Below are 23,414 nucleotides of genomic sequence, written 5' to 3'. Positions count from 1 at the left end.
CAGTGATGAAGTTAGGCAATCAAGTCATTATCGTTATGGGTGTCAGCGGCAGTGGCAAATCAACTTATGCTCAAAGGCTCGCGCAACACTGTCAGGCAAAGTTTATTGATGGTGACGACCTACACCCTAGAGCTAACATCGACAAGATGACGGCAGGCATGCCGCTTACTGATCAAGACCGCGAGGAGTGGCTAACTCGCATCAACGATGCCGTTTACAGTTTGCAGCATAAAAACGAGTCAGGGGTAATTGTGTGTTCAGCGCTCAAACAAGCCTATCGCGAGCAAATTAGGCTTAATAATCAGCCGTTATTGCTACTATACCTAAAAGCCGACAAGCAACTGATTGAAAAGCGCCTTACTGAGCGGCAGGGACACTTCATGAAATCTAGCATGTTAGCAAGCCAGTTTGACACACTAGAGTCACCAGAAGCTGAAGCGCTAACAATAACCGTTAGCGCTGACTTGCCAACTGATGAGCAAATACAGGTAACGCTAGAGGCGATAGCTAAACTAACCTAAGCTCGGGTTAACAAGCAATTAATCCACAAGAATGCGGCCATATCTCTAGCTGCGCGAGCCTAATACTCTCGCGTGATCAGTTGAATAATTGAGAATACTGCGCCTTGTGGGTCATTAATTACTGCAAAGCGGCCCACTTGCGGAATGTCGGTTGGCGGCACACACACCTTGCCGCCTAATTCAGCAGCTCTAGCAGCCATGGCATCACAGTCATCCACATCAAAATAACTCATCCAATGGGTTGGCATATCGCCCCACTCTTCTGTCATCGCCATCATACCGCCAATAGGCGTGTCTTTTGCGTGCCACTCGGTATATTCAAAATCAACACTATCATTAAGCTTGGTGTTTAACCCTAGCGCCTGACTATAGAACTGTTTCTCAACACCGGTGTCAGAACAGGCCAGCTCCACCCAGCACAGAGTATTTGCCATTTGCCTATGTTGAATACCTGAATGTTCCATGGCCTGCCACACTGCAAAGCTCGCGCCTTCTGGGTCAAGAAACACTGCCATACGCCCTGCATCACCGACATTATGCGGCCCAATAACCAGCTGACCTCCAGCTTGTTTGACGCGCTCAATGGTTTCATCAACGTTATCGACTGCAAAGTAGATGGTCCAATGGCTTGGGGTGTCTTTAGCAATCTCTGCCGACATTTGATACATGGCCGCTACATCACCGCCATCAATTTGCATTGTGGTGTAATGACCATCAGGCGTTTCCATATCGACAAGTTGCCAGTTAAACAGTTGCTGATAAAACGACTTTCCCGCTTGCCAATCATGGGATGCGAGCTCAACCCAACATGGCTGGCCTTGAATATATGACTCAACTTTCATCAACCTCTCCTTAGGTAGGTAGCCTGAAATCTGGCTATATAACCTGAAATCACCGTGTGAAATAGCGCAATCAAAGTGCTGATACAAACAAGCTAAACATAGACTAATTTACCCATTTTAGCAGCCAACTTTCATCCGTAATTCTTATGTTTTTGTGTCTGCTGACAGTAAAGAATCCACCTTTTGAAAAAGGTGGGTTTCAATTATTTAGTATTCTCAATAGCATCTATAAGTAATGATATTTAAAGCCTTTGAAAACATGGATGTTTTCGTTGAGCCCACAAGGATGTGCTTGCTGCGTGCTTTAAATATCATTACATAGCAGGCTCAACCTAAACATGTCATGTAAACAAAAATACAAGCAAAGCCTATACGATGATAACCTAATGAAGTTGGTAGCTTAGGAAAACAAAAAAGGCCTTCCGTAGAAGACCTTTACTATTCATACAAATCTGTAAATTCGCTATTTGTATACTGGCAAAATATCCGCCATCGCTAACAAGTGGCACGCAGCCGTAATCACACCAAAGGCAATCACTAGCCAGATAATGCCATTACCACCTGGCACCTTAAAGCCGTCGCTATTTGGATACAGTTTACGTACCTTGTATGCCAATAACCCCGGCACAATAACCGCCCAAATAGTTGCTGCCAACGCGGCAAAACCAATCGCAATCAAAAAGCCATTAGGAAACAGTAAGCCTAGAATGGTTGGTGGAATGAAGGTCACAGCCGCGGTTTTAGCACGGCCTGTTGCTGAATCATCAAAACCGAATAAATCCGCTAAGAAGTCAAACAAACCAAGAGTTACACCAAGGAACGAAGACGCCACAGCTAGGTTTGCAAACAAGGTAAGTAAGTTATTCAACCAAGTGCTTTCAATCACATCAGACAGCGCAGCAACTAGCACGCCCATGTTACCGCCTTTAGCGATAATATCAGGGAAAATACTACGGTCGATATTGCCCATAGTGGCGACTAACCAACACACATAAATCAGCAAGGCGATACCGGTACCAATAAATATCGCCTTAGTGATCTTAGCACCATCTTTACCATAATATTTAACTAGGCTTGGCACGTTACCGTGATAACCAAAGCTGGTTAAACCAAACGGTAAAGCGGCCAACATAAAGGGGAGATAACTTGCTTGAGAATCACTTTGAGCAAGCTTGCTAAAGTCTACTTCAATGAGCAGATTACCAATCGCCAGGAAAAAGGTAATCACCATACCACCAAGCATAATGGTGGTAATTCGATCGACAGCTTTAGTACTGATAATCACAATCGCTGCCAATACCAAAGCAAACACCAGACCTGCGACACTTTGCGGCAATTCAACACCGATTGAATTTAGGCTGTGATTGACAATAGAGCCGCCGCCACTAATGTAAGCGTACGACAAGATATACAACACAAACGCGATAGACAGGCCATTGACCACTCGCCAAAATTGCCCAAGAGTCTCTTTGGTCAGCGTGTCAAAGCTCGCACCAGGCTTAAAATGCAAATTAGCTTCAAGCAAATACAAGCCAGACATCAGCATGCAAAACCAAATGCCGACAAGCATGACCAATGACCATCCAAACCACATACCTGCGCCCACAACTGGCAGAGAAAACATACCTGCGCCAACTGTGGTGCCTGCAATAATCATGGCACCACCTAGTAGTGATTTAGCTTGTGGGCTAGCCGTTTGGCCGCCTTCATGTTGAGTTGTCATTGGGTTTAACCATGCTCCGCAGCAACGCTGTCTACAATTGTTTGTTTTACCGATGAGCGCTGCAATTGATTGACATGCTCACGAATTCGAATCACATCTTCATTAGCTTGCTCTGCACTCAAATAGCCAAGATCTTTAAGCTTAACACTTAGGGTGTTGTACAGTTTCTTGTCATAGAATTCAGGTGCCGTTACCCCATGTAACTTACCTAAACGTTGCGCAAGTTGATAGCTGTCGCTTTCGAGTTCGCTACGCTCAAGATCAGGTTTAATAGCAAGCAAGTTGAAAATGATGGCGTAACGTTGCATGGTTTCGCTGACAGTTTCAGCAAGCAAGTTTAACTGTGTGACGTGTGCCTCATTGACTTTAAACAGCTCTGTGCCATCTATTAATTGTTCTGCCGTCATTAGCGCTAAAATGTTATCGATGTAAGCATCAAGATCATCAATATTCATAAACAGTTCAGCTTTCAATAGCGGGTATAAGTCCGCCACAATCGCTTTTATTTGTTCACGCTTACAGTTTTCGATGTACACTAGGCAACTGGCGATAAGTGAAGGCACAATCAACAGGTGAATGATGTTGTTACGGTAGTAACTCATGGTGATACTTGTTTGCTCATCAAGTGAGATAATCTCACCCATGGTGTCTTTTTCAGAGACAAACTTATTCAGCGCTAATCCTTGGTCGATAACCGAAGCGCCATCACCGTCCACCACCGAGGTGTAGCCTGTGTATGGCACCTTGTTGAGTAGATTGAGATAAAGATTTAACTGCTTCTCTAGCTGGCTGCGCTCTAGTGCATTTTGCTCAGTAGCCAGTAACGCTAGACTACCTAAAGTGACGGCAGAAACCGCCGCGGCGCCGTTAATATTGGTCATCACGCGATTGGCTAAATCATTGACAGCTGGCGTTAACCAGCTTGGCTTTTGTTCTTTATCTTTTGCCATTTCTTCACGCCAATCAGGTGATTGCTGAGTTAAGAAATTTTGCAGGTTAATCGGCTCACCAAAATTAACGTAGCCATGGCCAAAGTTACCCAGTTTGCGAATAATGCCGAATACTTGCCAAACAGACTCTTTCTTTTTCTTCTTGCCGCTTAGCTCTTTATGATAAGTCGCCACTTCCATCACATGGTCGTAACCCAGATAAACTGGCACTAGCGTGACAGGTCTTTCAATGCCGCGCAGCACGCTGTTCACAGTCATAGCTAACATACCGGTTTTAGGCGCTAGCAAGCGCCCGGTGCGTGAGCGACCACCTTCGGTGAAGTACTCTACTGAGTAGCCCTTGGTAAACAGCTGATCTAAATACTCACGAAATACCGCGGTGTATAACTTGTTACCATTAAAGCTGCGGCGAATGAAGAAGGCGCCGCCGCGGCGGAACATAGGGCCAGCTGGCCAGAAGTTAAGGTTAATACCTGCTGCAATGTGCGGCGGCACCATACCTTGGTAATAAAGAATGTAAGACAGCAGTAGGTAGTCCATGTGGCTGCGATGACAAGGCACATATACAATCTCGTGGCCATCATGGTGCAACTGACGAATTTGCTCCGCGCCGCGAATTTTAATACCGCTGTATAGCTTATTCCACAGCCAGGTTAAAAAGCGCTCAGCGATACGAATTAAACTGTCTGAATAACCTGCCGCTATCTCATCAATATATTTAACCGCAGTTTCCTTTGCCTTCTCCTCTGTGACTTTCTTGTTGGCAGCTTCTTCCTTAATCGCTTTTTGTACTGCTTCAGACTTCAGTAATGAGTCAAACAATGAGTTACGATTTGGCAGTTGCGGCCCGGTCATCACCTTGCGTTGACGACCAAAGTGTACACGGGCAACACGGGTAAGCTTTTGCGCGATGGCTTTATCACTGCCATGCTCGTCTGCCATAAATCTAAGTGATACAGCATTTGAGAACTGCACGAAGTTATGACGACCTAAAAACATAATCATCAGCCACTTGCGCAACCAGGTTGGGTTCTGACGCTCTAGCACAGCCGCTTTCATGGTGTCATCTTCTTTGCCCGGGGTACGCCCCCAATACAAGCTCACTGGCACCAGCTGAATATCTAATTCAGGACGCTGGCGATGCACAGTTAACAGATTGGTAAAATAGCTCAGAAACTTGTCGCCACTTTCGCGGCGACCAAAAATCGGCTTACGTCCTTCAAGGCAAACAACCCTAGGCACCGTCAAACCGTCGATTTCTAGCGGCTCATACGGGCTTGGCATACCAAAGCCTGAGGTGATTTCACTTAATGCAGCGGTGTCGCTAATCGACTCCGTCTTCATCACGTAAACAATGGGCTTATCTTTATCGAGATTTAAGTCATCAAAAGGGTCTTCAGGAACAACAATCGTGTGTACCATCCACTTTTGAACCCAGCGCAACGCGCGTAATACTAGCGAATCTGGTTTTGACATAGTTGTGATTATGAATTCTACGGACAAATAATGCCGCATAGGATAACAGAATATCGTCGGCTAACACTATGAGTTATCAATCGTTAATCAAACCACCAGCACACAGTAGTTTTCAGAGCACACTGACTCAGAGTTCGCTAACTCACTAATAGCCTTTCGAAAAAATAATATTGGTTAATACTTGCACGAACCCAAACACTGTATATAATGACAGTCACTGTATAAAAAAACAGGATTCAACATGAGACCATTAACGCCGCGCCAAGCAGAAATTTTAGAGCTAATTAAAACCAATATTGCAGAAACTGGCATGCCACCTACTCGTGCAGAGATTGCCAAGCGTCTTGGGTTTAAAAGTGCCAACGCTGCTGAGGAGCACTTAAAAGCGTTAGCTCGTAAAGGCTGTATTGAAATCATGCCTGGCACGTCTCGCGGTATTCGCCTCCCTCAAGACGAAGAAGCACAAAACGATGGTCTGCCGTTAATTGGTCAAGTTGCTGCGGGTGAACCGATTTTGGCGCAGGAACATGTTGAACAGCATTACCAAGTTGACCCAGATATGTTTAAACCTTCTGCTGACTTTTTACTACGCGTGCGCGGCGACAGTATGAAAGACATTGGTATTTTAGAAGGTGACTTACTTGCGGTGCATAAAATGCAACAAGCAAGAAATGGTCAAGTGGTTGTCGCTCGCGTTGAAGATGATGTCACAGTAAAACGTTTTGAAAAGAAAGGTAATACAGTACTGCTACATGCTGAAAATGAAGACTACTCACCAATTAAGGTCGACTTAACCTGTGAGAGCTTAACCATTGAAGGCTTGGCAGTTGGTGTGATTAGAAATGGAGATTGGTCATGAATAACTTAATGGGAAATGCACCTCGCCACCCTGGTATGTGGACTGATGGCTCAACAGGCTGCACCGATCTTCAAGCACAACCTAGCATTAATACTGTGCGCTCAAAAACTCAAGGCGAGCAAGAGCTAAAAGCATTGGCACCTCAACTCGCTACGCTGAGTTTTCAAGGTCGCTGGATTGTACTGATCAATCCTCCACATATTAGCTACAAACAACTTCTTGCTAACGCAGGCGTCCGTACTGACCGGGTATTGTTGGTGCATGCAAAAGATGAAATTGAAACCCTGTGGGCCACTGAGAAAGCCCTTACCAGTGGTACATCTAGCGCAGTCGTTAGCTGGACCAGCAATCTAGATGACCGTGACAGTCGCCGCCTACAACTAGTAGCAAAAAGTGCTCGCGCTCTAGGTCTAGTTATCCAAGAGCAACAAGCAAGCGAACTTGCTAATCAAGCTGTTAACCCTGCAAGTATCACTGGCAAAATGAATAATTTCGCAGCAATTCATTAATTTTTTATTGCGAGTAGGGCCTGTTGCTCTTTGCTGATTAGAATTTGTTCGAATTAAAAGCACTTTAATCGAGGCGTGAGCGATGACGTCTAGTCACCTACACAAATTCGCTCACAACAAAGAGTAAAGTGCTTTTAAACGAACCTTTCAGGCAGCGCTTGTTGTCATTTCTACTGTGTTAACGACTTATCATGTGGAACAACCACACATCAAAGTCGTTGCCTTGTATAAATTTCCAACAAGCAGCTGCAAAAATAATCTTGAAAGATTAACAGGCCCTACAACTCAAGCCCTGCCATAGTTGCAGGGCTTTTTGTTACTTTTTTAAGCCATTTTTCAAGCTATTACCGATAAAAGTGATCTTGATCAATATTTAAACTGCAAGTAATGTTAAATCAAGGTGGCTGATTTTTACGCGCCATCTAAATATAAAAAACGTGAATCCACATAGATTGGAACACGTCAAATCAGAGTTGATAAATTCAGTCGTAGGTATCTCGAGCGGTAAACACCCGTAGTCGTGCAGCAGTAATGCTAACCAAGCCATAGTGCTTATTAGCATCGAAGTATTCTCACCGCCACCGATACTTTGAAGTCATCAAGCTTTTTTGGGAACCGAAGAGTTTGCATAGAGCAGAGACTTACTGTGTGACTCTTCTTTGTAGTTGCTATTCGCAATTGGCAGAGGAGAAGTCTTGTGAAGCAATGGTTGTATTGTGCGCTATTGGGGTTACTAGCTGTAGTAGCACCGCGCCTTGTGGCAAGCGAAATGCCCCTAAACATGACCCAAGGTGTCACTAATATTAGTGGTCAAGTGTATGACCTACACATGATCATTTTGTATATTTGCTGCGCCATTGGTTTTTTGGTGTTTGGAGTAATGATTTACTCCATGATATTCCACCGCAAATCAAAAGGCGTTGAACCCGCTAAATTTCACCATAGCACCAAAGTTGAGGTGATATGGACGGTTATCCCTTTCCTTATCCTTATCGGTATGGCTATTCCTGCGACCAAGACTTTGATCGCCATGGAAGACCCATCGAATGCTGACTTAACGATTAAGGTAACGGGTTCACAATGGAAGTGGCATTACAGCTACTTTAACGAAGACGTCGAGTTTTTCAGCGTGCTATCGACCCCAAGAGATCAAATCGAGGGCGACGCCACTAAAACCGATACCTACTTACTGGAAGTAGACAAGCCTCTCGTCATCCCCACCAATCGTAAAGTGCGCTTTTTAATGACTTCAGATGATGTGATTCACTCCTGGTGGGTACCCGCATTTGCAGTAAAAAAAGACGCTAATCCAGGGTTTATTAATGAAGCCTGGACCAAGGTTGATAAGCCTGGCACGTATCGCGGTCAATGCGCCGAGCTATGTGGTAAAGACCACGGCTTTATGCCGGTGGTGGTTGAAGTTTTACCAGAAGCTGAATTTGACGCTTGGTTAGCTGACCAAAAGCAAGCTGCTAAACAGGCCGAAGCAGATGCCGCCGCATCGCTCAATAAAACCTTGTCGATGGAAGAGCTGATGGCTCAAGGCGAGCAGGTTTACCTTGCTAGCTGCGCGGCTTGTCACCAACCTAACGGTGCTGGTCTCCCTGGAGTGTTCCCATCACTTATTGGCAGTCCGCTGATTAAGGGCGATGTGTCAGATCACATTGATATCGTAGTTAACGGTAAACCCGGCACGGCTATGCAGGCATTCAATAAGCAGCTAAGTGCAACTCAAATTGCCGCTGTCGTCACTTATGAGCGTAATGCTTGGGGCAATAACAGTGGTGAATCAGTGCAGGCGATCGATGTTAGCAACCTTACTACAGGAGCTGCCACCAGCTCGAGCGCTGAAACTGAAGCAACCCAAGCGGTACCTGACGCAACCTCGGCTGTCGAAACCATAGAGCAAGCAGCTGAAGCTGTGGTTAGTGAAGTCCAAGAGGCTGCCAGCGAAGTTGCTCAGGCAGTTGAAGCCGACCTTTCCGAACTCACCCATGAACAGCTAATGAGTGAAGGTGAACAAGTTTACATGGCAAGCTGTGTTGCCTGTCACCAAGCCAATGGCGCAGGTCTTCCTGGTGCTTTCCCATCTCTGATTGGCAGCCCTATCATCAAAGGTGATGTAAGCGGTCATATTGAAGTAGTCAAAAACGGTGCTCCTGGCACGGCAATGCAAGCGTTTGGCGCATTACTGACGCCAAGACAAATCGCTGCGGTAGTGACTTATGAGCGCAACGCTTGGGGTAATAACTCAGGCGATACCGTGCAAGCGAAAGACGTTGACAGTCATGGTCAGTAGGAGAGTGGAACAATGAGCACAATGACACACGAACAAACTGCCGACCATGTACACCATGATGATCATCATGGCGCCCCAAAAGGGCTCATGCGTTGGGTTTTAACCACCAACCACAAAGACATAGGCTCACTCTATCTGTGGTTTAGTTTTTTAATGTTTTTAACTGGCGGCGCAATGGCGATGGTTATTCGCGCCGAACTATTCCAGCCAGGTTTACAACTAGTCGACCCCAACTTCTTCAACCAGATGACAACGGTTCACGGTCTCATCATGGTATTTGGCGCAGTGATGCCAGCCTTTACTGGGTTAGCAAACTGGCTGATCCCTATGATGATTGGCGCGCCAGACATGGCGTTGCCGCGAATGAACAACTGGAGTTTTTGGATCCTACCATTCGCGTTTTCTCTGTTGATAGGCTCGCTATTTATGGAGGGCGGCGGACCTAACTTTGGTTGGACCTTCTACGCCCCGCTGTCGACAACCTATAGTCCAGATACCACGGCGCTATTTGTGTTCTCTGTGCATATTATGGGTATCAGTTCGATCATGGGTGCAATTAACGTAATTGTCACCATCGTCAATATGCGTGCTCCAGGCATGACCTGGATGAAGCTGCCACTGTTTGTGTGGACTTGGTTAATCACGGCATTCTTGCTTATTGCCGTTATGCCTGTCCTCGCCGGTGTTGTCACCATGGTATTGACCGATAAATACTTCGCCACCAGCTTCTTCGATGCCGCCGGCGGCGGTGACCCTGTAATGTTCCAGCATATTTTCTGGTTCTTTGGTCACCCAGAGGTATACATCATGATTCTGCCATCCTTTGGCATTATCTCAGCCATTGTCCCAGCGTTTTGTCGCAAACCGCTGTTTGGTTACGCATCAATGGTCTACGCCACCGCCAGTATCGCAATCTTGTCATTCCTAGTGTGGGCGCATCACATGTTCACTACAGGTATGCCAGTATTTGCAGAGCTATTTTTCATGTATTGCACCATGTTGATTGCAGTGCCGACTGGCGTGAAGGTATTTAACTGGGTAGCCACCATGTGGCGCGGCGCGATGACCTTTGAAACACCTATGTTATTTGCACTGGCATTCATCATCCTGTTTACCATTGGCGGTTTTTCAGGACTGATGCTGGCAATTACACCAGCGGACTTCCAATACCATGACACCTACTTTGTAGTGGCTCACTTCCACTATGTACTGGTATCTGGCGCGGTCTTCTCCATTATGGCAGCCGCTTATTACTGGCTACCTAAATGGACTGGCCACATGTACAGCGAGACCTTAGGCCGCTGGCATTTCTGGTGCTCAGTAATCTCAGTCAACGTGCTGTTCTTCCCGATGCACTTCTTGGGTCTTGCAGGTATGCCAAGACGTATCCCTGATTACGCTATTCAGTTTGCAGACGTTAACCAAATCGTATCAATTGGCGGCTTCGCCTTTGGTCTGTCGCAGTTAATTTTCTTAGCTGTAGTAATTAAGTGCGTACGCGGCGGAGAAAAAGCACCAGCCAAACCTTGGGAAGGTGCCGAAGGACTTGAATGGGAAATCCCAAGCCCAGCACCGTATCACTCGTTCACGACTCCACCAGAGGTGAAATGATATGACAGCAAGCCCAAAGTCAAATCGTAAACTACTCACGCTACTGGTGCTTGGCTCAGTGGGTATGTTCGGCTTTGGATTTGCACTGGTGCCACTTTATGACGTGCTTTGTGATGCGCTAGGCATCAATGGTAAACCTCAAGGCACGGCAAGTACTTATGAAGCTGTGGTTGTCGATGAGAGCCGCACTGTCACTGTCGAGTTTATCGCACATGTACAGTCAGGCATGGCGTGGGACTTTACTCCGCAAGTTAATCGGATTGAGGTACATCCGGGCAAACTTACTCACGCCAAATTCATCGCCCACAATAAGTCTGCTAAAGACACCGTCGGTCAAGCAATTCCATCTGTGTCACCCGGTCAAGGCGCGGCTTACTTTAATAAAACCGAGTGTTTTTGCTTTAACCAGCAACCACTAGCCGCGCAAGCAAGCGCCGAGTTACCTCTGATTTTTTATGTGGACCCAGATCTTCCTGAGTCCATCACCACATTGACTCTCTCTTATACCCTCTATGACATCACAGGAAAGGTGGTGAGTGCGATAGAGCAAGGAGCAGCAAAATGACAACAAAACATGAAACCTATTATGTACCCGCCCAGAGTATTTGGCCGATTGTCGGCGCCATAGGGCTATTTTTAATCGCGTTTGGTGCAGGCAGTTATATTCAACAGTTATCAACTGAGCAAAGCTCAGGCGGCTATATCCTGATCGCCGGTATTGGCGTGATTATATTTATGCTATTTGGCTGGTTTAAAAATGTTATCGACGAGTCGATGGCTGGCCTATATTCAGCGCAAATGGATAGATCATTTCGTCAAGGCATGAGCTGGTTTATCTTCTCAGAAGTGATGTTCTTTGGCGCGTTCTTTGGCGCGCTGTTTTACGCGCGCATGATTTCAGTCCCTTGGCTTGGCGGCGCATCAAATAACGCCATGACCCACGAAGTACTGTGGCCGACATTCGAAGCGATGTGGCCGCTAATTAAAACCCCTGATGGCACCACAACTGAGGCTATGCCTTGGACAGGCTTGCCGCTAATTAACACCATCATTCTGGTGACCTCGTCAGTCACTTTGCATTTTGCCCACACAAGTCTTGAGAAAATGAAGCGCACACCACTTATCGTGTGGCTGGCAATCACCATTATTCTTGGCTCAGTGTTCTTATACCTGCAGGTGCTGGAGTATACCCACGCATATCATGATATGGGACTGACGCTAGAGTCGGGCATATATGGCAATACCTTCTTCTTGCTAACCGGATTTCACGGCATGCACGTGACCTTAGGTACCTTGTTCTTACTCATTTTGTTCTTACGAGTATTGAAAGGCCACTTTACTCCAGACAAGCAGTTCGCCTTCGAGGCAGGAAGTTGGTACTGGCACTTTGTTGATGTGGTGTGGCTAGGACTATTTATCTTCGTCTACGTGCTGTAAATGCTTGGTGGATGATTAATTACTAATACGGCCTTGGGTTAGGTGCAATAACACCAAACCCAAGCGCCAGAAGCAACAAGATGACGGCGATAGCTGAAAACAGCACGCGTTTTCCCAAAAATGGCGCCATTGATTGTTTATTTTCGCCTTTAACCAAAATAAACAGCGCCCTAGCTAAGTTAAACATAATGAATATGAGCAGTAGCACTAACACTAACTTAACGATGAATGGGGTTGTCACAGGCAGTCCTTGGAAACGTTATGGGTGGTCAATTGTCGCGTTCATATTAATTACTGTGGCGGTATTTAGCGCTCTGGTCAAGCTAGGCTTATGGCAGTTAGACAGAGCTAAACAAAAGCAAACATGGCAACAAACTTTGAGTGAGCGTCAGCAGCAACGCCAATTAAGCTACAGCGAAATACTGGCGCAGCTGGCTGAGCAACAAGCTGATGAGTTTAGCCTACTAAGTGGCTACCAACTTGCCCTTACGGCGACACCAGTAAACGAGCAAATCTTGCTACTCGATAATCAAGTCTACCAAGGACAGGTGGGGTATTTAGTATTTCAGCTGCTAACTGTATCGCCATCACAACCTAGATTGTTGCTTGAGTTAGGGTTTGTTGCAGGCAGTAAAGATCGCCGCATATTACCAAGCGTGCAGCCGCTACCTATAGAGCAAGTTGAGCTAACTGGTCGGGTTTATCAAAAACAAATCAACCCCATGAGCCAACAACTGCAAGCCGAGATGGGCAACCCGCTACGATTTCAAAACCTTAATATTGCTGAGCTAAGTGAATTGTTGCAAACACCAATTGCCAATCTAGTACTGCAGCCAAATTCACTTGCTAACCAACAATTACCTCAGCCGTGGCAGCCTATTCCACTAGGGGCGCAAAAGCATCAAGGTTATGCCCTGCAGTGGTTCACTATGGCAGCCGTGTTCTTAAGTTTGATGCTATGGCTAGCTGTTAGGTTTATTCGTAAACAACAGGTTTCCGTAAATAAAAAGTACTCGTAAACAACAAGCATTAACCCAAAACTAAATTTGATATAAAGAGGAGCAAATATGAACTCCCCAACAACACCGACTAGCGCTAATGTAAAACGCAGCAGAAAAACACTCATCATTGTTTTAGCGGCTTTTATTGTGCCCGTTTTGGCCGCCAAACTTGTACTGTATTTTGACTGGTATCAAGGCGGCGTCACCAACCAAGGGCAACTGCTCGATAGCAACATGAGCTATCAAAGCATGCAGATGACCAACCCAGCACCTCAGCTATGGCAAATGGCCTATTTATTACCCGAGCAATGTGACCAGTCGTGCTTATCACGCCTATATGTACTTAATCAAACTCATGTTGCACTGGGTCGTCACAGAGACCGCGTGACTCCGGTAATTATCACCACCAAACGCAGCGACACTAAAGCATTAAGCCAGTTTGATGTCGACTTTGAAACCGTACGTGCCTCAAAAGATATGACGGCTCATCTCACCAGTAATCAATTTGTCATTATAGACCCACTTGGCAGCATGGTAATGCAATACCCTGGCGTTGTTGGCCAGCAGCAAAATATCGCCCTAGGTAAAGCCATGATTGCCGATCTACGTAAGATGTTAAAACTTTCGAGGGTTGGCTAATGACGATTAATCGACTACTCAAATTCACCTTAGTTTTTACTCTGGCAGTGATTTTAATGGGCGCCTACACTCGCCTGTCTGACGCTGGTCTTGGATGCCCTGATTGGCCAGGCTGCTACGGTCACCTAACCGTGCCATCTACCGCCCAGGATGTTGCCAGTGCAAACCAGCAGTTTCCAGAGCGCGCATTAGAGCAAGATAAAGCCTGGCTAGAGATGATCCACAGATATATAGCCGGCTTATTAGGCTTGATGGTTTTAGCCATTTTAATTATCAGCTTACGTACTCAAAATGCCCCAAAAAAACTCCCTATGGCCATCGCAGCTTTAATTCTATTTCAGGCAGCCCTTGGTATGTGGACGGTCACCATGAAGCTAATGCCGGTGATTGTAATGGCGCATCTAATTGGTGGTTTTAGCTTATTTTGCCTGTTGTTTTTACTCTATTTACGTCATCAGCCACTCGAAGCTGCTCACGCAGATATTCATGCAAATCCGAATCTAACAACCAACGCCCGCAAGCTTGCACCGCTGGCTCTAGCGAGTCTGGCAATCTTGGTTATCCAAATCATTCTTGGTGGCTGGACATCATCAAACTATGCTGCGCTGGCCTGTACCAGCTTGCCCATATGTGAAGGAAATTGGATGGATAACCTGTCACCAATACAGGCGTTTTCACTATGGCAAGGCGAACATGAAAGCTATGAATTCGGCGTACTTGACTACGCGGCGCGGATGACTATTCATGTGAGTCATCGCATCTGGGCTGTAGTCACCGCTGTAACCCTTGGTTATCTAGCATTCAAATTGATCAGCACTGGCTCAACTACCTTGCGAAAAAGTGCCTGGGTATTGCTTGCTCTATTAACTTTGCAACTGCTGCTGGGTGTGTCGAATATCGTAATGCATTTACCTTTAGGTATTGCGGTATCACATAACGGCGGCGCCGCATTACTGCTGCTTTCAGTGGTCTTTATCAACTATTCACTTTGGCGCAAAGCCTAGGCCGAATTTGAGGAAATAACTATGTCGAAACCTATCGCACTTTCTCAGGCAAGCTTATCCAACTCTCTGCAATGGCGTGCCTATTTTGAAATGACTAAACCTAAAGTTGTGGCGCTCATGCTGCTCACTGTAGTTGTTGGCATGTGCCTGGCAGTGCCAGGAGCTGTACCACTGCAACCGCTAATTGTCGGACTTGTGGGTATTGGCTTAATGTCAGGCTCAGCAGCAGCGTTTAATCACTTAATTGATCGCCGCATCGATGGCTTAATGGCGCGCACCTATAATCGCCCGCTTCCCAAAGGGAAAATCTCATCAATGCGTGCAGGCATATTTGCCACAGGAATAGGCTTACTTGGCTTTATCTTACTTTACGCCTTGGTGAATCCGTTAACAGCTTGGCTGACCTTTGCCAGTCTCATTGGTTACGCGGTGATTTATACCGCTTACCTTAAACGGGCAACTTCGCAAAACATCGTCATTGGTGGTCTAGCTGGCGCCATGCCACCGCTACTGGGCTGGACAGCTGTGACCAATGAGCTCCACGGCAATGCCCTATTGTTGGTGATTATCATCTTTGCCTGGACCCCACCGCACTTTTGGGCGCTAGCAATTCATCGTCAGAAAGAGTACGCCAAAGTCGATATTCCAATGCTACCGGTCACTCACGGAGTGGAACTCACCAAAACCTGCATCTTGCTATATACAGTGTTGCTGGCATTAGCTTGCTTATTGCCAGTGTTGGTTGGCATGTGTGGCCCGGTTTATTTGGTTGGCTCAACCATGCTCAGCTGCGGTTTTATTTATAAAGCCTGGCAACTCAAGTTTCATGACGAGCCAGGGTTAGCAATGAAGGTATTTAAGTTCTCTATCTATCACCTAATGCTGCTGTTTATTGTGCTGCTCGTGGACCACTACTTGTGGTAGCAAGGACAAGTCAAATGACAATGAGGTTATCAATGAAGAAGTTACTGTTATTGGCAATGGTGATGTGTGGACTAGGAGCCTGGTTTGCGACTCAGGCTTCAAAACAAACAATTCCAAATTTGAGTACCAGCTATATCTTTGATAACCCAAGAGGCTTAGCGCCATTTGCGCTACGCGACCAATATGGCAATAAATTTGATAATCAGGATCTACAAGACAAGTGGAGCCTATTTTTTATTGGTTTTACTTCTTGTCCTGATATCTGCCCCACTACACTTAATAAGCTGTCTGCAGCCTATCCGCAACTGCAACAAATTGCTCCAAACCTGCAAGTGGTATTTGTCTCGGCCGACCCTAAGCGCGACACCCAGGCTAAAATGCTCGATTACATCAACTTCTTCAACAAAGACTTCAAGGCCATCACGGCCGATCACGCCCAGCTATTTCCATTTAGCCGCGATCTAGGTTTTACCTATGCCATGGTGGGTGACGATGCCAATTATCAGGTCGATCACAGCGCCTCTTATGTACTGGTTTCACCTCAAGGCGAAAAATTTGCCGTATTTAAAACTCAACAACAGCCGGGTAAAGCGCCACAAATCATCAATGCACAGCTGATCAGCGACTTTGAAAGAATTGTCCGTTTCCAACAAGGATAGGCGCGAGTGTTAAACAGCAAAACACTTTGCTACAACTTTCGGTTTACATACTACTTGTTGCTAAGGTAATTTAATCCAATATTTTTGTTAGTTTTCAATAAATCACCACAATATAGGTCTATATTTAGCAAAGTGGAGATAAACCCTAACTGGATTGAGCATGGCAACAACGACGATTGATTTAGGCTCTGAGATAACTATCAGGAATATTCAGCCTATATACAAGCAGTTACTGTCCCAACAGCAACAAGCCTCTCCAGTCACGCTCGATGCCAGCCAGCTTAATAAAGTTGATACTGCTGGTGCGCAAATGCTGTTCTTTTTTGACCGAACATGCGCTGATAAAAACATCGAACTAACCTGGTTAAATCTCCAGTCCAGCTTAATGCAGCAACTCGCCCATTTAGGGATACGTCTTGTGGATGTAGACGCGTAAGAATGAATGCAAAGGATGAATGCAAAGGATGAAGTCTAATGAAGAAAATTCTCGCCGTAGATGATTCGACCTCAATGCGACAAATGGTTAGTTTCACGCTTAAAACGGCTGGTTATGAAGTAGCTGAAGCTGCAGACGGTCAAGAAGCGCTGTTATTGGCAAAAGCAAATCAGTTCGATCTCGTCATCTCTGACATTAATATGCCAGTAATGGACGGTATCACCTTGATCAAGGAGCTCAGAGCATTAGATGCCTACAAGTTTGTGCCTTTGCTCATGTTAACCACAGAATCTAGTCCCGAGAAAAAACAAGAAGGCCGCGCCGCAGGAGCAACAGGATGGATAGTAAAACCTTTTAATCCAGATCAGCTCCTTGCCACTGCTCGTAAAGTTTTAGGATAGGTAAATCAAATGGATATTGATTTAAGCCAGTTCAGTCAGGTTTTTTTTGAGGAAAGCCTCGAGGGGCTGGATATCATGGAATCTGAGCTGCTTGAAATTAATATCGACAACCTAAATCACGAGTCCATTAATACCATTTTCCGCGCGGCGCACTCCATCAAAGGCGGCAGCGCAACCTTTGGCTTTAACCAAGTCGCTAACTTTACTCATCTGCTCGAAACCCTGCTAGATGACATTCGCGATGGCAAACGCCAACTTAGCGCCTTGCACGTAGACATGTTATTGCAATCAGTCGACATTCTGCGTGCGATGATCGATGCGCTAATGAACGACAGTGAATACCAAAGTGAGCAGTTACAGAGTTTATCAGCACAATTTGAACAACAACTGGCTCAGCAGCCAACATCAGAACAATCAGAACAACTTCTTGAAGCGAATACTCAAGAATCAGAGGCTCAGGAAACTAACACTCAGGAAACTAGCACTGAAGAAAAGGCGCAACTAGATGCCGCCGATACACAGGCAACCCTGTGGCAAATCAGGTTTGTTCCAGGTGTTGATATTCTGCGCTGCGGTAACGACCCTAGCTATATGTTCACCGAGTTGCAGCAGCTCGGAAAATACCACATTAAGCTCAACGATGTGAGTTACCCAGGTTTTGATGACTTCGACCCAGAAGTTTGCTCACTGCAATGGACGATTACCCTGCTGACAGACAGCCCGCTTGATAGGCTCAAAGAAGTGTTTGAGTGGGTTGAAGATGAATGCCAGCTTGATTACCTCACCCTAGAGCGCAACCCTGAGCAAGAAGCGATTTGGTTTAGTCTGCAGCCAAGCCAGACTGCTGAAGCAAGCAACAATGAACAAGCTACCGAGCAATTGGATCTGGGCGCAACAGAAACCTCAAATGCAAATACAGATGGCATTGCAGAATTTGATTTCAGCCAAGCAGTTGCCGAAGCCTTTAATTTTGACGATGAGATAACCAGCAGCCTCAATGATGCGATAGAGCCTTCAGCGCCAATAAAAGAGCCCTCAGCTCCGATAAAAGAGCCCTCAGCTAAATTGAGTAAGCCTTCAGCTCAACAAGAGCAAACGAGTACAGCACCAGCAAACAACTCGCTACTTGCAGAAGTTGCTGACTTAACAGCCATTCAAGCAATCGATGCCGATAACCCTACACAAGCTACGCCTACAAATGATGGGGCGGCAAAACAAACGAGCACAGCAACAAAACAAGCTGTCACTAAAACGAGCGAATCTAGCAGTACTATTCGCGTTGGCATCAATAAAGTCGACCAGCTGATCAATATGGTTGGTGAACTAATTATTACTCAAGCAATGCTAGGTCAAATCGGTCAACAGGAAACCATTGACGACGACATGATGCTTGATTTGCGTATGGGTCTCGAGCAGCTATCGAACCACACCCGTGAGCTACAAGAAAGCGTCATGAAAATCCGCATGTTGCCAATCTCATTCGCTTTTAACCGCTTTCCTCGGCTTATCCATGACATAAGCAAACAGCTGGGTAAAAAAGTCGATCTGATATTTAACGGTGAAGAAACCGAACTCGACAAAACCGTGATGGAAAAAATTGTCGATCCATTGGTGCACCTTGTGCGTAACGCGCTTGACCACGGTATTGAAATGCCTGAGGTAAGGCGCGCTCAAGGTAAGTCAGAAATGGGCACCATTAGTCTCAATGCCTATCATCGCGGCGGCGCGATCATCATTGAAATTATTGATGATGGCGCTGGCTTAAATACCAAAAAAATCCGCGCTATTGCCCAGCAAAAGCAGCTTATTAGCGCCAGCGATAATCTCACTGATGATGAAATTAATCAGCTTATTTTCCACCCAGGTTTTACCACCGCAGACGAGGTGTCAGACCTGTCTGGACGCGGCGTGGGGATGGATGTAGTTAAACGTAACATCACCGACCTTAATGGCACTATTAACCTGCAATCGCAATCAGGTCAAGGCTGCAAAATCACCATTAACCTACCGCTGACCCTAGCCATTCTTGACGGTCAGCTAGTACGAATTGGCGAACACATTTATGTGGTGCCTTTAGTTGCCATCCATGAGTCTTTGCAAGTTACAGCCAATCAAGTTAATCAGCTCGGCAATAATCAAGAAGTGATCCACCTGCGAGAAGAGTTCATTCCACTGGTAAGAATTTATCAGCAGTTTAATCACGCCCCAGATGCCAAGCAGCCACAAGATGGCATTGTAATGATTGTCGACAACAACGACAAAAAGGTCGGGTTACTGGTAGATGAACTGCTATCTCAACAGCAGGTAGTGATTAAAAACTTAGAAGATAATTACACCAAAATTGCCGGCGTTTCTGGCGCGACCATTTTAGGTGATGGCACTGTAGCACTTATTATCGACGTAAACAGCCTGGCACAACTGGCTGGCATTGGCGTCAACAAAGATCATGCTGCGTAGGAGAACAAAGCATTGGAAATGACACATCAACAATCTCAAGCATCACAGGGCAATGTTAATCAGCAGTATTTAACATTTGTTATGGGACGCGAGGAGTATGGCGTTGAGATCTTATGTGTACAAGAAATTCGCGGCTGGCAAAACACCACAGTATTGCCTAATGCACCTGCGCATATCAAAGGCGTAATCAACCTGCGCGGCATTATTGTGCCCATTATCGACTTAAGGCAACGCTTTGGTATTGAGGAGCTAAGTTATGGCCCAACTACCGTCGTCATCGTGGTCAAAATTGCTGTCGAAAAGCAATTCAAAGTCATTGGTATCGTGGTTGATGCAGTATCAGATGTGATTATTGTCGATGACGATGAGCTTAGAGCCACCCCAGACTTTGGTCTTGAAACCGATATCCGCTTTATTAAAGGCTTAACGAGCATTAACGACAACATGGTTATCTTGCTCGATGTACACATGCTTTTAGGCAACGAGATGCTCCCAAGTGCATCTCAGTTATCCAGTATTATCAACCAATTAGAAATTGATTCGTCCGCGACTGAATCAGAATAACTTTACGCGTTACTCGCCGAGGAAGAGAGTATGGAACCAACTCAGTCACACCAAAAAGGATACGTCCCCTTTGCCGCATTTGGTGCCCTAGGAACAGGGGTGATTGCTATCGCAGTGACCTTATCCGATGTCAGCAGCGGCCTTAGCGCGATACTTATGACCGCCTGTGTCGCCCTTATTGTGATGCAAATGTATGTTAGTGGTCAGCGTCAGGCTAACTTAAGTCGTATTATTGACGAGATAACTAACGCCTACTCTTCTGTCGATGAGCCTGAGCTACCAAGCTTGCAAAACCCTGAGTGGCAAAAGATGGACACACTGGTCAAAGCCTGGTGGCAGGATACTCAAAACAGTCGTTTTTACAAACAAGCGATTGATGCCTGTCAGGGCAATGTAATGGTGGCAGATTCTCAATTTGATATTGTCTATTGCAACCCATCGCTTTCTGCCATGTTTAAGGCCAATGAGACAAAGCTTAAGGCTAGTCTCACTCAACTTGACGCCGATAACCTGGTTGGCTGCAACATGGATATCTTCCATAAAAACCCAAACCACCAGCGAAAATTAGTCTCAGCAATGACAAAGGCATTCCAAAGTATCTTTAGCGTTGAAGGGCTCACCTTTCGTCTCACAGCGACCCCTATTACCCGCGATGGAAAACGCATAGGCACAGTGGTTGAGTGGCTAGATATGACAGAGCAAGTCGAGCGCGAAAAACAGGAAAAAGCCCAAGCTGCTGAAACGGCGCGCATTAAGCAGGCACTGGATTGTGTAAGCGCCAATACCATGGTTGCAGACAATAATAACGATATTATTTACACCAACCGTGCACTACAAGCCATGTTCGAAGAAGCTCAAGAAGATGTGCGCGAAGGCTTACCCGCATTTAACGCTAAAAATCTAGTGGGCGAGAATATTGACGTATTCCACAAGAACCCAGTGCATCAACACAATATTTTGGCAAGCCTGCAAGACACTCACCATGCACAATTTAGAGTGGGCAAACGCTTCTTTAAATTCACCGCTAACCCAATTAAGAATGCCGACGATGAACGTATTGGTACTGTGGTTGAGTGGGAAGACCGCACCTCAGAGGTGCGCATCGAGAAAGAGGTGAGTCGCTTAGTTGAAGCCGCGAACCGCGGCGATTTAAGTCAACGTTTAAGTCTGGACGATAAAGACGGCTTCTTCCTGTCATTATCTCAAGGGTTAAATAGCCTGCTCAAGGTATCTGACTCAGTGATTTCTGATGTTGTGGCGCTATTTGATGGCCTTGCGAAAGGAGATTTGAGTACAACGTTATCGGGTGAATATGAAGGTGAATTCAGTAAACTACAGCGCGACGCCAACGCAACCGTTAGCCGATTGACAGAAGTGCTAAGCGAGATCCGTGAAACCGCGAATACCGTCACCGCGAATGCGGAAGAAATTGCTCAGGGCAATATTGATTTGAGTCAGCGCACTGAAGAGCAAGCCGCATCACTTGAAGAAACCGCTGCCAGCATGGAGCAAATGACAGGCACAGTTAAACAAAGCGAAAACAACGCGGCACTTGCTAATAAACTGGCTCAGGAAGCTAGTAGTCGCGCGGAGCTTGGCGGCAGCGTCGTCAAGCAAGCAGTTAGCGCCATGGATGAAATAACAGAATCAAGTAAGCGTATTGCCGACATTATTACCGTAATTGATGAAATTGCCTTCCAAACCAATCTGCTGGCGCTAAATGCTGCAGTAGAAGCTGCAAGAGCAGGCGAGCAAGGACGCGGTTTTGCCGTAGTTGCTGGTGAAGTGCGTAACCTTGCCCAGCGCAGTGCGGGCGCAGCCAAAGAGATTAAAGAGCTTATCCGCGACAGTGTTAGCAAGGTTACTGACGGTACTACGCTTGTAAATCAATCGGGTGACACCCTGAAAGACATTATGAGCTCTGTAAGTAAAGTGGCGGAAATGATCTCTAACATCAGTATTGCCGCTGAACAGCAGTCTGTTGGTATCTTGGAAGTTAACAAGTCTATTTCACAAATGGATCAAATGACCCAGCAAAATGCCGCCTTGGTAGAAGAGATCTCCGCAGCTGGTGACACAATGACAGAACAAGCACGCAATATGCGTGGGAAGCTCAACTTCTTTAATACTGGACAAGAATTTGAACCCCACAAAGTCAAAGGTATGAAAGCCAGCGCACAGAAACTGCCTTTTGATGTAAGCCAAGAGGACTGGCATGAGTTCTAATTTGAGCTCACAACTTCAACAACAAACCGACACTGCATTCGACATGGACAAAGAGTTCCCTATGTCGAGTGCAGATTTTGAGGCTATCCGTCAACTTGCATATAAAAGTACCGGGATTGTGCTACCTGCACGCAAAAAACATATGGTTTACTCAAGGTTATCTAGGCGCTTGCGCCAGCTTGGTGAAACAAGTTTTGCTGATTATGTGCAACGCTTACAACGGGATGAAACCGAGCTACCTGTATTCATAAATGCACTCACCACTAACCTCACCTACTTTTTCCGCGAGGGGCATCATTTTGAATATCTTAAAGATAAAATTACTCAGCAATGGCTATCTCGCCCCAATAAACGCCTGCGAGTTTGGTCAGCGGCTTGCTCTACAGGAGAAGAACCATACAGTATCGCAATGACTCTAGCTCACCCATTTGCGACTAACGAATGGGACTTAAAAATTCTGGCGACAGATTTGGATACCAACGTACTAAACACTGCCAAACGTGGCATTTATAGCGATGAAAAGCTGTCTTCAATCCCATCTGAATATGCCAATAAATATGCAAAAAGACAGGGTGAGCATGACTTCACACTAAGCCCACTTATTAGGCAGCTCGTGCATTTTAAACAACTTAACTTGCTAGATGCATGGCCAATGAAAGGTCCGTTTGACGTCATCTTTTGTCGCAATGTATTTATCTATTTTGACCATGAAACGAAAAAGCGCATCATCGCCAAGTTCAAACAACTACTTGCCGACGATGGCTACCTGGTCGTTGGCCATTCAGAAACATTGATGCAGCTGAGTGACGAGTTTGTATTTGAAGGGCAAACGATTTATCGCCCAAAGCTTTGAGCAACAGAATGCTTTTAAATAAC

The 23,414-nt window shown here is 45.9% G+C and carries 22 protein-coding genes; 18 read left to right on the top strand and 4 right to left on the bottom strand.

All coding sequences use genetic code 11. From position 1 onward, the window contains the following. The first annotated feature begins 5 nt into the window (after nt 1-5). Nucleotides 6-521 carry a gluconokinase gene (locus tag G3R49_RS16495; RefSeq protein WP_245335393.1) on the top strand — a complete coding sequence of 172 codons (516 nt, stop codon included), beginning with the start codon at nt 6-8 and terminating at the stop codon, nt 519-521. A 59-nt stretch (nt 522-580) separates the two neighbouring features. Here the strand turns inward: G3R49_RS16495 and G3R49_RS16490 are convergent, their stop codons facing one another. From G3R49_RS16490 to plsB, 3 genes are all read right to left on the bottom strand, one after another. After that, the gene (locus G3R49_RS16490; protein WP_167870395.1) at nt 581-1,363 is read right to left on the bottom strand and encodes a VOC family protein; all 783 of its coding nucleotides are present in this window, start codon (nt 1,361-1,363) and stop codon (nt 581-583) included. A gap of 463 nt (nt 1,364-1,826) precedes the next feature. Further along, nucleotides 1,827-3,086, bottom strand: a complete 1,260-nt coding sequence (gene mtr / locus G3R49_RS16485; RefSeq protein WP_167870394.1) for a tryptophan permease — start codon at nt 3,084-3,086, stop codon at nt 1,827-1,829. Between the two features lie 5 nt (nt 3,087-3,091). Continuing rightward, entirely contained in the window at nt 3,092-5,512 is a 2,421-nt protein-coding gene (plsB, locus tag G3R49_RS16480; protein WP_167870393.1) for a glycerol-3-phosphate 1-O-acyltransferase PlsB, read from the bottom strand. A gap of 241 nt (nt 5,513-5,753) precedes the next feature. On the opposite strand from plsB, the gene lexA reads away from it, so the two are divergent. The 6 genes from lexA (at nt 5,754) to G3R49_RS16450 (ending at nt 12,227) form a co-directional block, all read left to right on the top strand. Continuing rightward, complete coding sequence (gene lexA, locus G3R49_RS16475) at nt 5,754-6,371, top strand: transcriptional repressor LexA (RefSeq protein WP_130600501.1); 618 nt, start codon at nt 5,754-5,756, stop codon at nt 6,369-6,371. Then, a complete protein-coding gene (locus tag G3R49_RS16470) occupies nt 6,368-6,880 on the top strand; it encodes a SulA-like leucine-rich domain-containing protein (protein ID WP_167870392.1) in 513 nt (170 codons plus the stop codon). The genes lexA and G3R49_RS16470 overlap by 4 nt, the downstream gene beginning before the upstream one ends. Nucleotides 6,881-7,577: 697 nt before the next feature. Continuing rightward, the gene (gene coxB / locus G3R49_RS16465) at nt 7,578-9,179 is read left to right on the top strand and encodes a cytochrome c oxidase subunit II (RefSeq protein WP_167870391.1); all 1,602 of its coding nucleotides are present in this window, start codon (nt 7,578-7,580) and stop codon (nt 9,177-9,179) included. A 12-nt stretch (nt 9,180-9,191) separates the two neighbouring features. Further along, on the top strand, nt 9,192-10,790 hold the full coding sequence (gene ctaD / locus G3R49_RS16460) for a cytochrome c oxidase subunit I (protein WP_130600495.1): 1,599 nt from the start codon (nt 9,192-9,194) through the stop codon (nt 10,788-10,790). A gap of 1 nt (nt 10,791) precedes the next feature. Further along, nucleotides 10,792-11,355 carry a cytochrome c oxidase assembly protein gene (locus G3R49_RS16455; protein WP_130600493.1) on the top strand — a complete coding sequence of 188 codons (564 nt, stop codon included), beginning with the start codon at nt 10,792-10,794 and terminating at the stop codon, nt 11,353-11,355. Then, nucleotides 11,352-12,227, top strand: coding sequence for a cytochrome c oxidase subunit 3 (locus G3R49_RS16450; protein ID WP_130600491.1), 876 nt, complete (start codon nt 11,352-11,354; stop codon nt 12,225-12,227). Before G3R49_RS16455 ends, G3R49_RS16450 begins: the two co-directional genes overlap by 4 nt. A 22-nt stretch (nt 12,228-12,249) precedes the next feature. On the opposite strand, the gene G3R49_RS16445 is transcribed toward G3R49_RS16450, so the two are convergent. Continuing rightward, nucleotides 12,250-12,468: a DUF2909 family protein gene (locus tag G3R49_RS16445; RefSeq protein WP_167870390.1), complete on the bottom strand. Its 219-nt coding sequence runs from the start codon at nt 12,466-12,468 to the stop codon at nt 12,250-12,252. A 55-nt stretch (nt 12,469-12,523) separates the two neighbouring features. On the opposite strand from G3R49_RS16445, the gene G3R49_RS16440 reads away from it, so the two are divergent. From G3R49_RS16440 to G3R49_RS16390, 11 genes are all read left to right on the top strand, one after another. After that, nucleotides 12,524-13,246, top strand: coding sequence for an SURF1 family protein (locus G3R49_RS16440; protein WP_348633939.1), 723 nt, complete (start codon nt 12,524-12,526; stop codon nt 13,244-13,246). A gap of 48 nt (nt 13,247-13,294) precedes the next feature. Then, on the top strand, nt 13,295-13,867 hold the full coding sequence (locus G3R49_RS16435; protein WP_167870389.1) for a hypothetical protein: 573 nt from the start codon (nt 13,295-13,297) through the stop codon (nt 13,865-13,867). Continuing rightward, a complete protein-coding gene (locus G3R49_RS16430; RefSeq protein ID WP_167870388.1) occupies nt 13,867-14,871 on the top strand; it encodes a heme A synthase in 1,005 nt (334 codons plus the stop codon). The genes G3R49_RS16435 and G3R49_RS16430 overlap by 1 nt, the downstream gene beginning before the upstream one ends. A 21-nt stretch (nt 14,872-14,892) precedes the next feature. Further along, nucleotides 14,893-15,795: a heme o synthase gene (gene cyoE, locus G3R49_RS16425; protein WP_167870387.1), complete on the top strand. Its 903-nt coding sequence runs from the start codon at nt 14,893-14,895 to the stop codon at nt 15,793-15,795. Nucleotides 15,796-15,809: 14 nt separating this feature from the next. Beyond that, the gene (locus G3R49_RS16420) at nt 15,810-16,454 is read left to right on the top strand and encodes an SCO family protein (protein WP_167870386.1); all 645 of its coding nucleotides are present in this window, start codon (nt 15,810-15,812) and stop codon (nt 16,452-16,454) included. A 160-nt stretch (nt 16,455-16,614) separates the two neighbouring features. After that, complete coding sequence (locus tag G3R49_RS16415; protein ID WP_130600479.1) at nt 16,615-16,890, top strand: STAS domain-containing protein; 276 nt, start codon at nt 16,615-16,617, stop codon at nt 16,888-16,890. A gap of 38 nt (nt 16,891-16,928) precedes the next feature. Then, entirely contained in the window at nt 16,929-17,291 is a 363-nt protein-coding gene (locus tag G3R49_RS16410; RefSeq protein ID WP_130600477.1) for a response regulator, read from the top strand. Between the two features lie 9 nt (nt 17,292-17,300). Further along, the gene (locus tag G3R49_RS16405; RefSeq protein ID WP_167870385.1) at nt 17,301-19,748 is read left to right on the top strand and encodes a chemotaxis protein CheA; all 2,448 of its coding nucleotides are present in this window, start codon (nt 17,301-17,303) and stop codon (nt 19,746-19,748) included. An 18-nt stretch (nt 19,749-19,766) separates the two neighbouring features. Beyond that, nucleotides 19,767-20,312, top strand: coding sequence for a chemotaxis protein CheW (locus G3R49_RS16400; RefSeq protein WP_130600475.1), 546 nt, complete (start codon nt 19,767-19,769; stop codon nt 20,310-20,312). A gap of 30 nt (nt 20,313-20,342) precedes the next feature. Next, nucleotides 20,343-22,538 carry a methyl-accepting chemotaxis protein gene (locus G3R49_RS16395; protein ID WP_130600473.1) on the top strand — a complete coding sequence of 732 codons (2,196 nt, stop codon included), beginning with the start codon at nt 20,343-20,345 and terminating at the stop codon, nt 22,536-22,538. Beyond that, nucleotides 22,528-23,391, top strand: coding sequence for a protein-glutamate O-methyltransferase CheR (locus G3R49_RS16390; RefSeq protein ID WP_348633938.1), 864 nt, complete (start codon nt 22,528-22,530; stop codon nt 23,389-23,391). The genes G3R49_RS16395 and G3R49_RS16390 overlap by 11 nt, the downstream gene beginning before the upstream one ends. The last annotated feature ends 23 nt before the right edge of the window (nt 23,392-23,414 follow it).

The organism is Shewanella sp. WXL01 (genome assembly GCF_012263345.1).
In the GTDB taxonomy this organism is placed as follows: Bacteria; Pseudomonadota; Gammaproteobacteria; order Enterobacterales; family Shewanellaceae; genus Shewanella; species Shewanella maritima.
The sequence above is the reverse complement of the archived record's forward strand: the minus strand, read 5'-3'. Positions and strand labels throughout refer to the sequence as shown.

Excerpts from the sequence above, each read along its gene's own strand:
- G3R49_RS16395 (WP_130600473.1), top strand. The coding sequence starts at position 20,343 with ATGGAACCAACTCAGTCACACCAAAAAGGATACGTCCCCTTTGCCGCA.
- cyoE (WP_167870387.1), top strand. The coding sequence starts at position 14,893 with ATGTCGAAACCTATCGCACTTTCTCAGGCAAGCTTATCCAACTCTCTG.
- G3R49_RS16490 (WP_167870395.1), bottom strand. The coding sequence starts at position 1,363 with ATGAAAGTTGAGTCATATATTCAAGGCCAGCCATGTTGGGTTGAGCTC.
- G3R49_RS16470 (WP_167870392.1), top strand. The coding sequence starts at position 6,368 with ATGAATAACTTAATGGGAAATGCACCTCGCCACCCTGGTATGTGGACT.
- lexA (WP_130600501.1), top strand. The coding sequence starts at position 5,754 with ATGAGACCATTAACGCCGCGCCAAGCAGAAATTTTAGAGCTAATTAAA.
- G3R49_RS16495 (WP_245335393.1), top strand. The coding sequence starts at position 6 with ATGAAGTTAGGCAATCAAGTCATTATCGTTATGGGTGTCAGCGGCAGT.
- G3R49_RS16415 (WP_130600479.1), top strand. The coding sequence starts at position 16,615 with ATGGCAACAACGACGATTGATTTAGGCTCTGAGATAACTATCAGGAAT.
- G3R49_RS16420 (WP_167870386.1), top strand. The coding sequence starts at position 15,810 with ATGACAATGAGGTTATCAATGAAGAAGTTACTGTTATTGGCAATGGTG.
- G3R49_RS16405 (WP_167870385.1), top strand. The coding sequence starts at position 17,301 with ATGGATATTGATTTAAGCCAGTTCAGTCAGGTTTTTTTTGAGGAAAGC.
- G3R49_RS16400 (WP_130600475.1), top strand. The coding sequence starts at position 19,767 with ATGACACATCAACAATCTCAAGCATCACAGGGCAATGTTAATCAGCAG.
- G3R49_RS16410 (WP_130600477.1), top strand. The coding sequence starts at position 16,929 with ATGAAGAAAATTCTCGCCGTAGATGATTCGACCTCAATGCGACAAATG.
- G3R49_RS16435 (WP_167870389.1), top strand. The coding sequence starts at position 13,295 with ATGAACTCCCCAACAACACCGACTAGCGCTAATGTAAAACGCAGCAGA.
- plsB (WP_167870393.1), bottom strand. The coding sequence starts at position 5,512 with ATGTCAAAACCAGATTCGCTAGTATTACGCGCGTTGCGCTGGGTTCAA.
- ctaD (WP_130600495.1), top strand. The coding sequence starts at position 9,192 with ATGAGCACAATGACACACGAACAAACTGCCGACCATGTACACCATGAT.
- G3R49_RS16430 (WP_167870388.1), top strand. The coding sequence starts at position 13,867 with ATGACGATTAATCGACTACTCAAATTCACCTTAGTTTTTACTCTGGCA.
- G3R49_RS16455 (WP_130600493.1), top strand. The coding sequence starts at position 10,792 with ATGACAGCAAGCCCAAAGTCAAATCGTAAACTACTCACGCTACTGGTG.
- G3R49_RS16450 (WP_130600491.1), top strand. The coding sequence starts at position 11,352 with ATGACAACAAAACATGAAACCTATTATGTACCCGCCCAGAGTATTTGG.
- mtr (WP_167870394.1), bottom strand. The coding sequence starts at position 3,086 with ATGACAACTCAACATGAAGGCGGCCAAACGGCTAGCCCACAAGCTAAA.
- G3R49_RS16390 (WP_348633938.1), top strand. The coding sequence starts at position 22,528 with ATGAGTTCTAATTTGAGCTCACAACTTCAACAACAAACCGACACTGCA.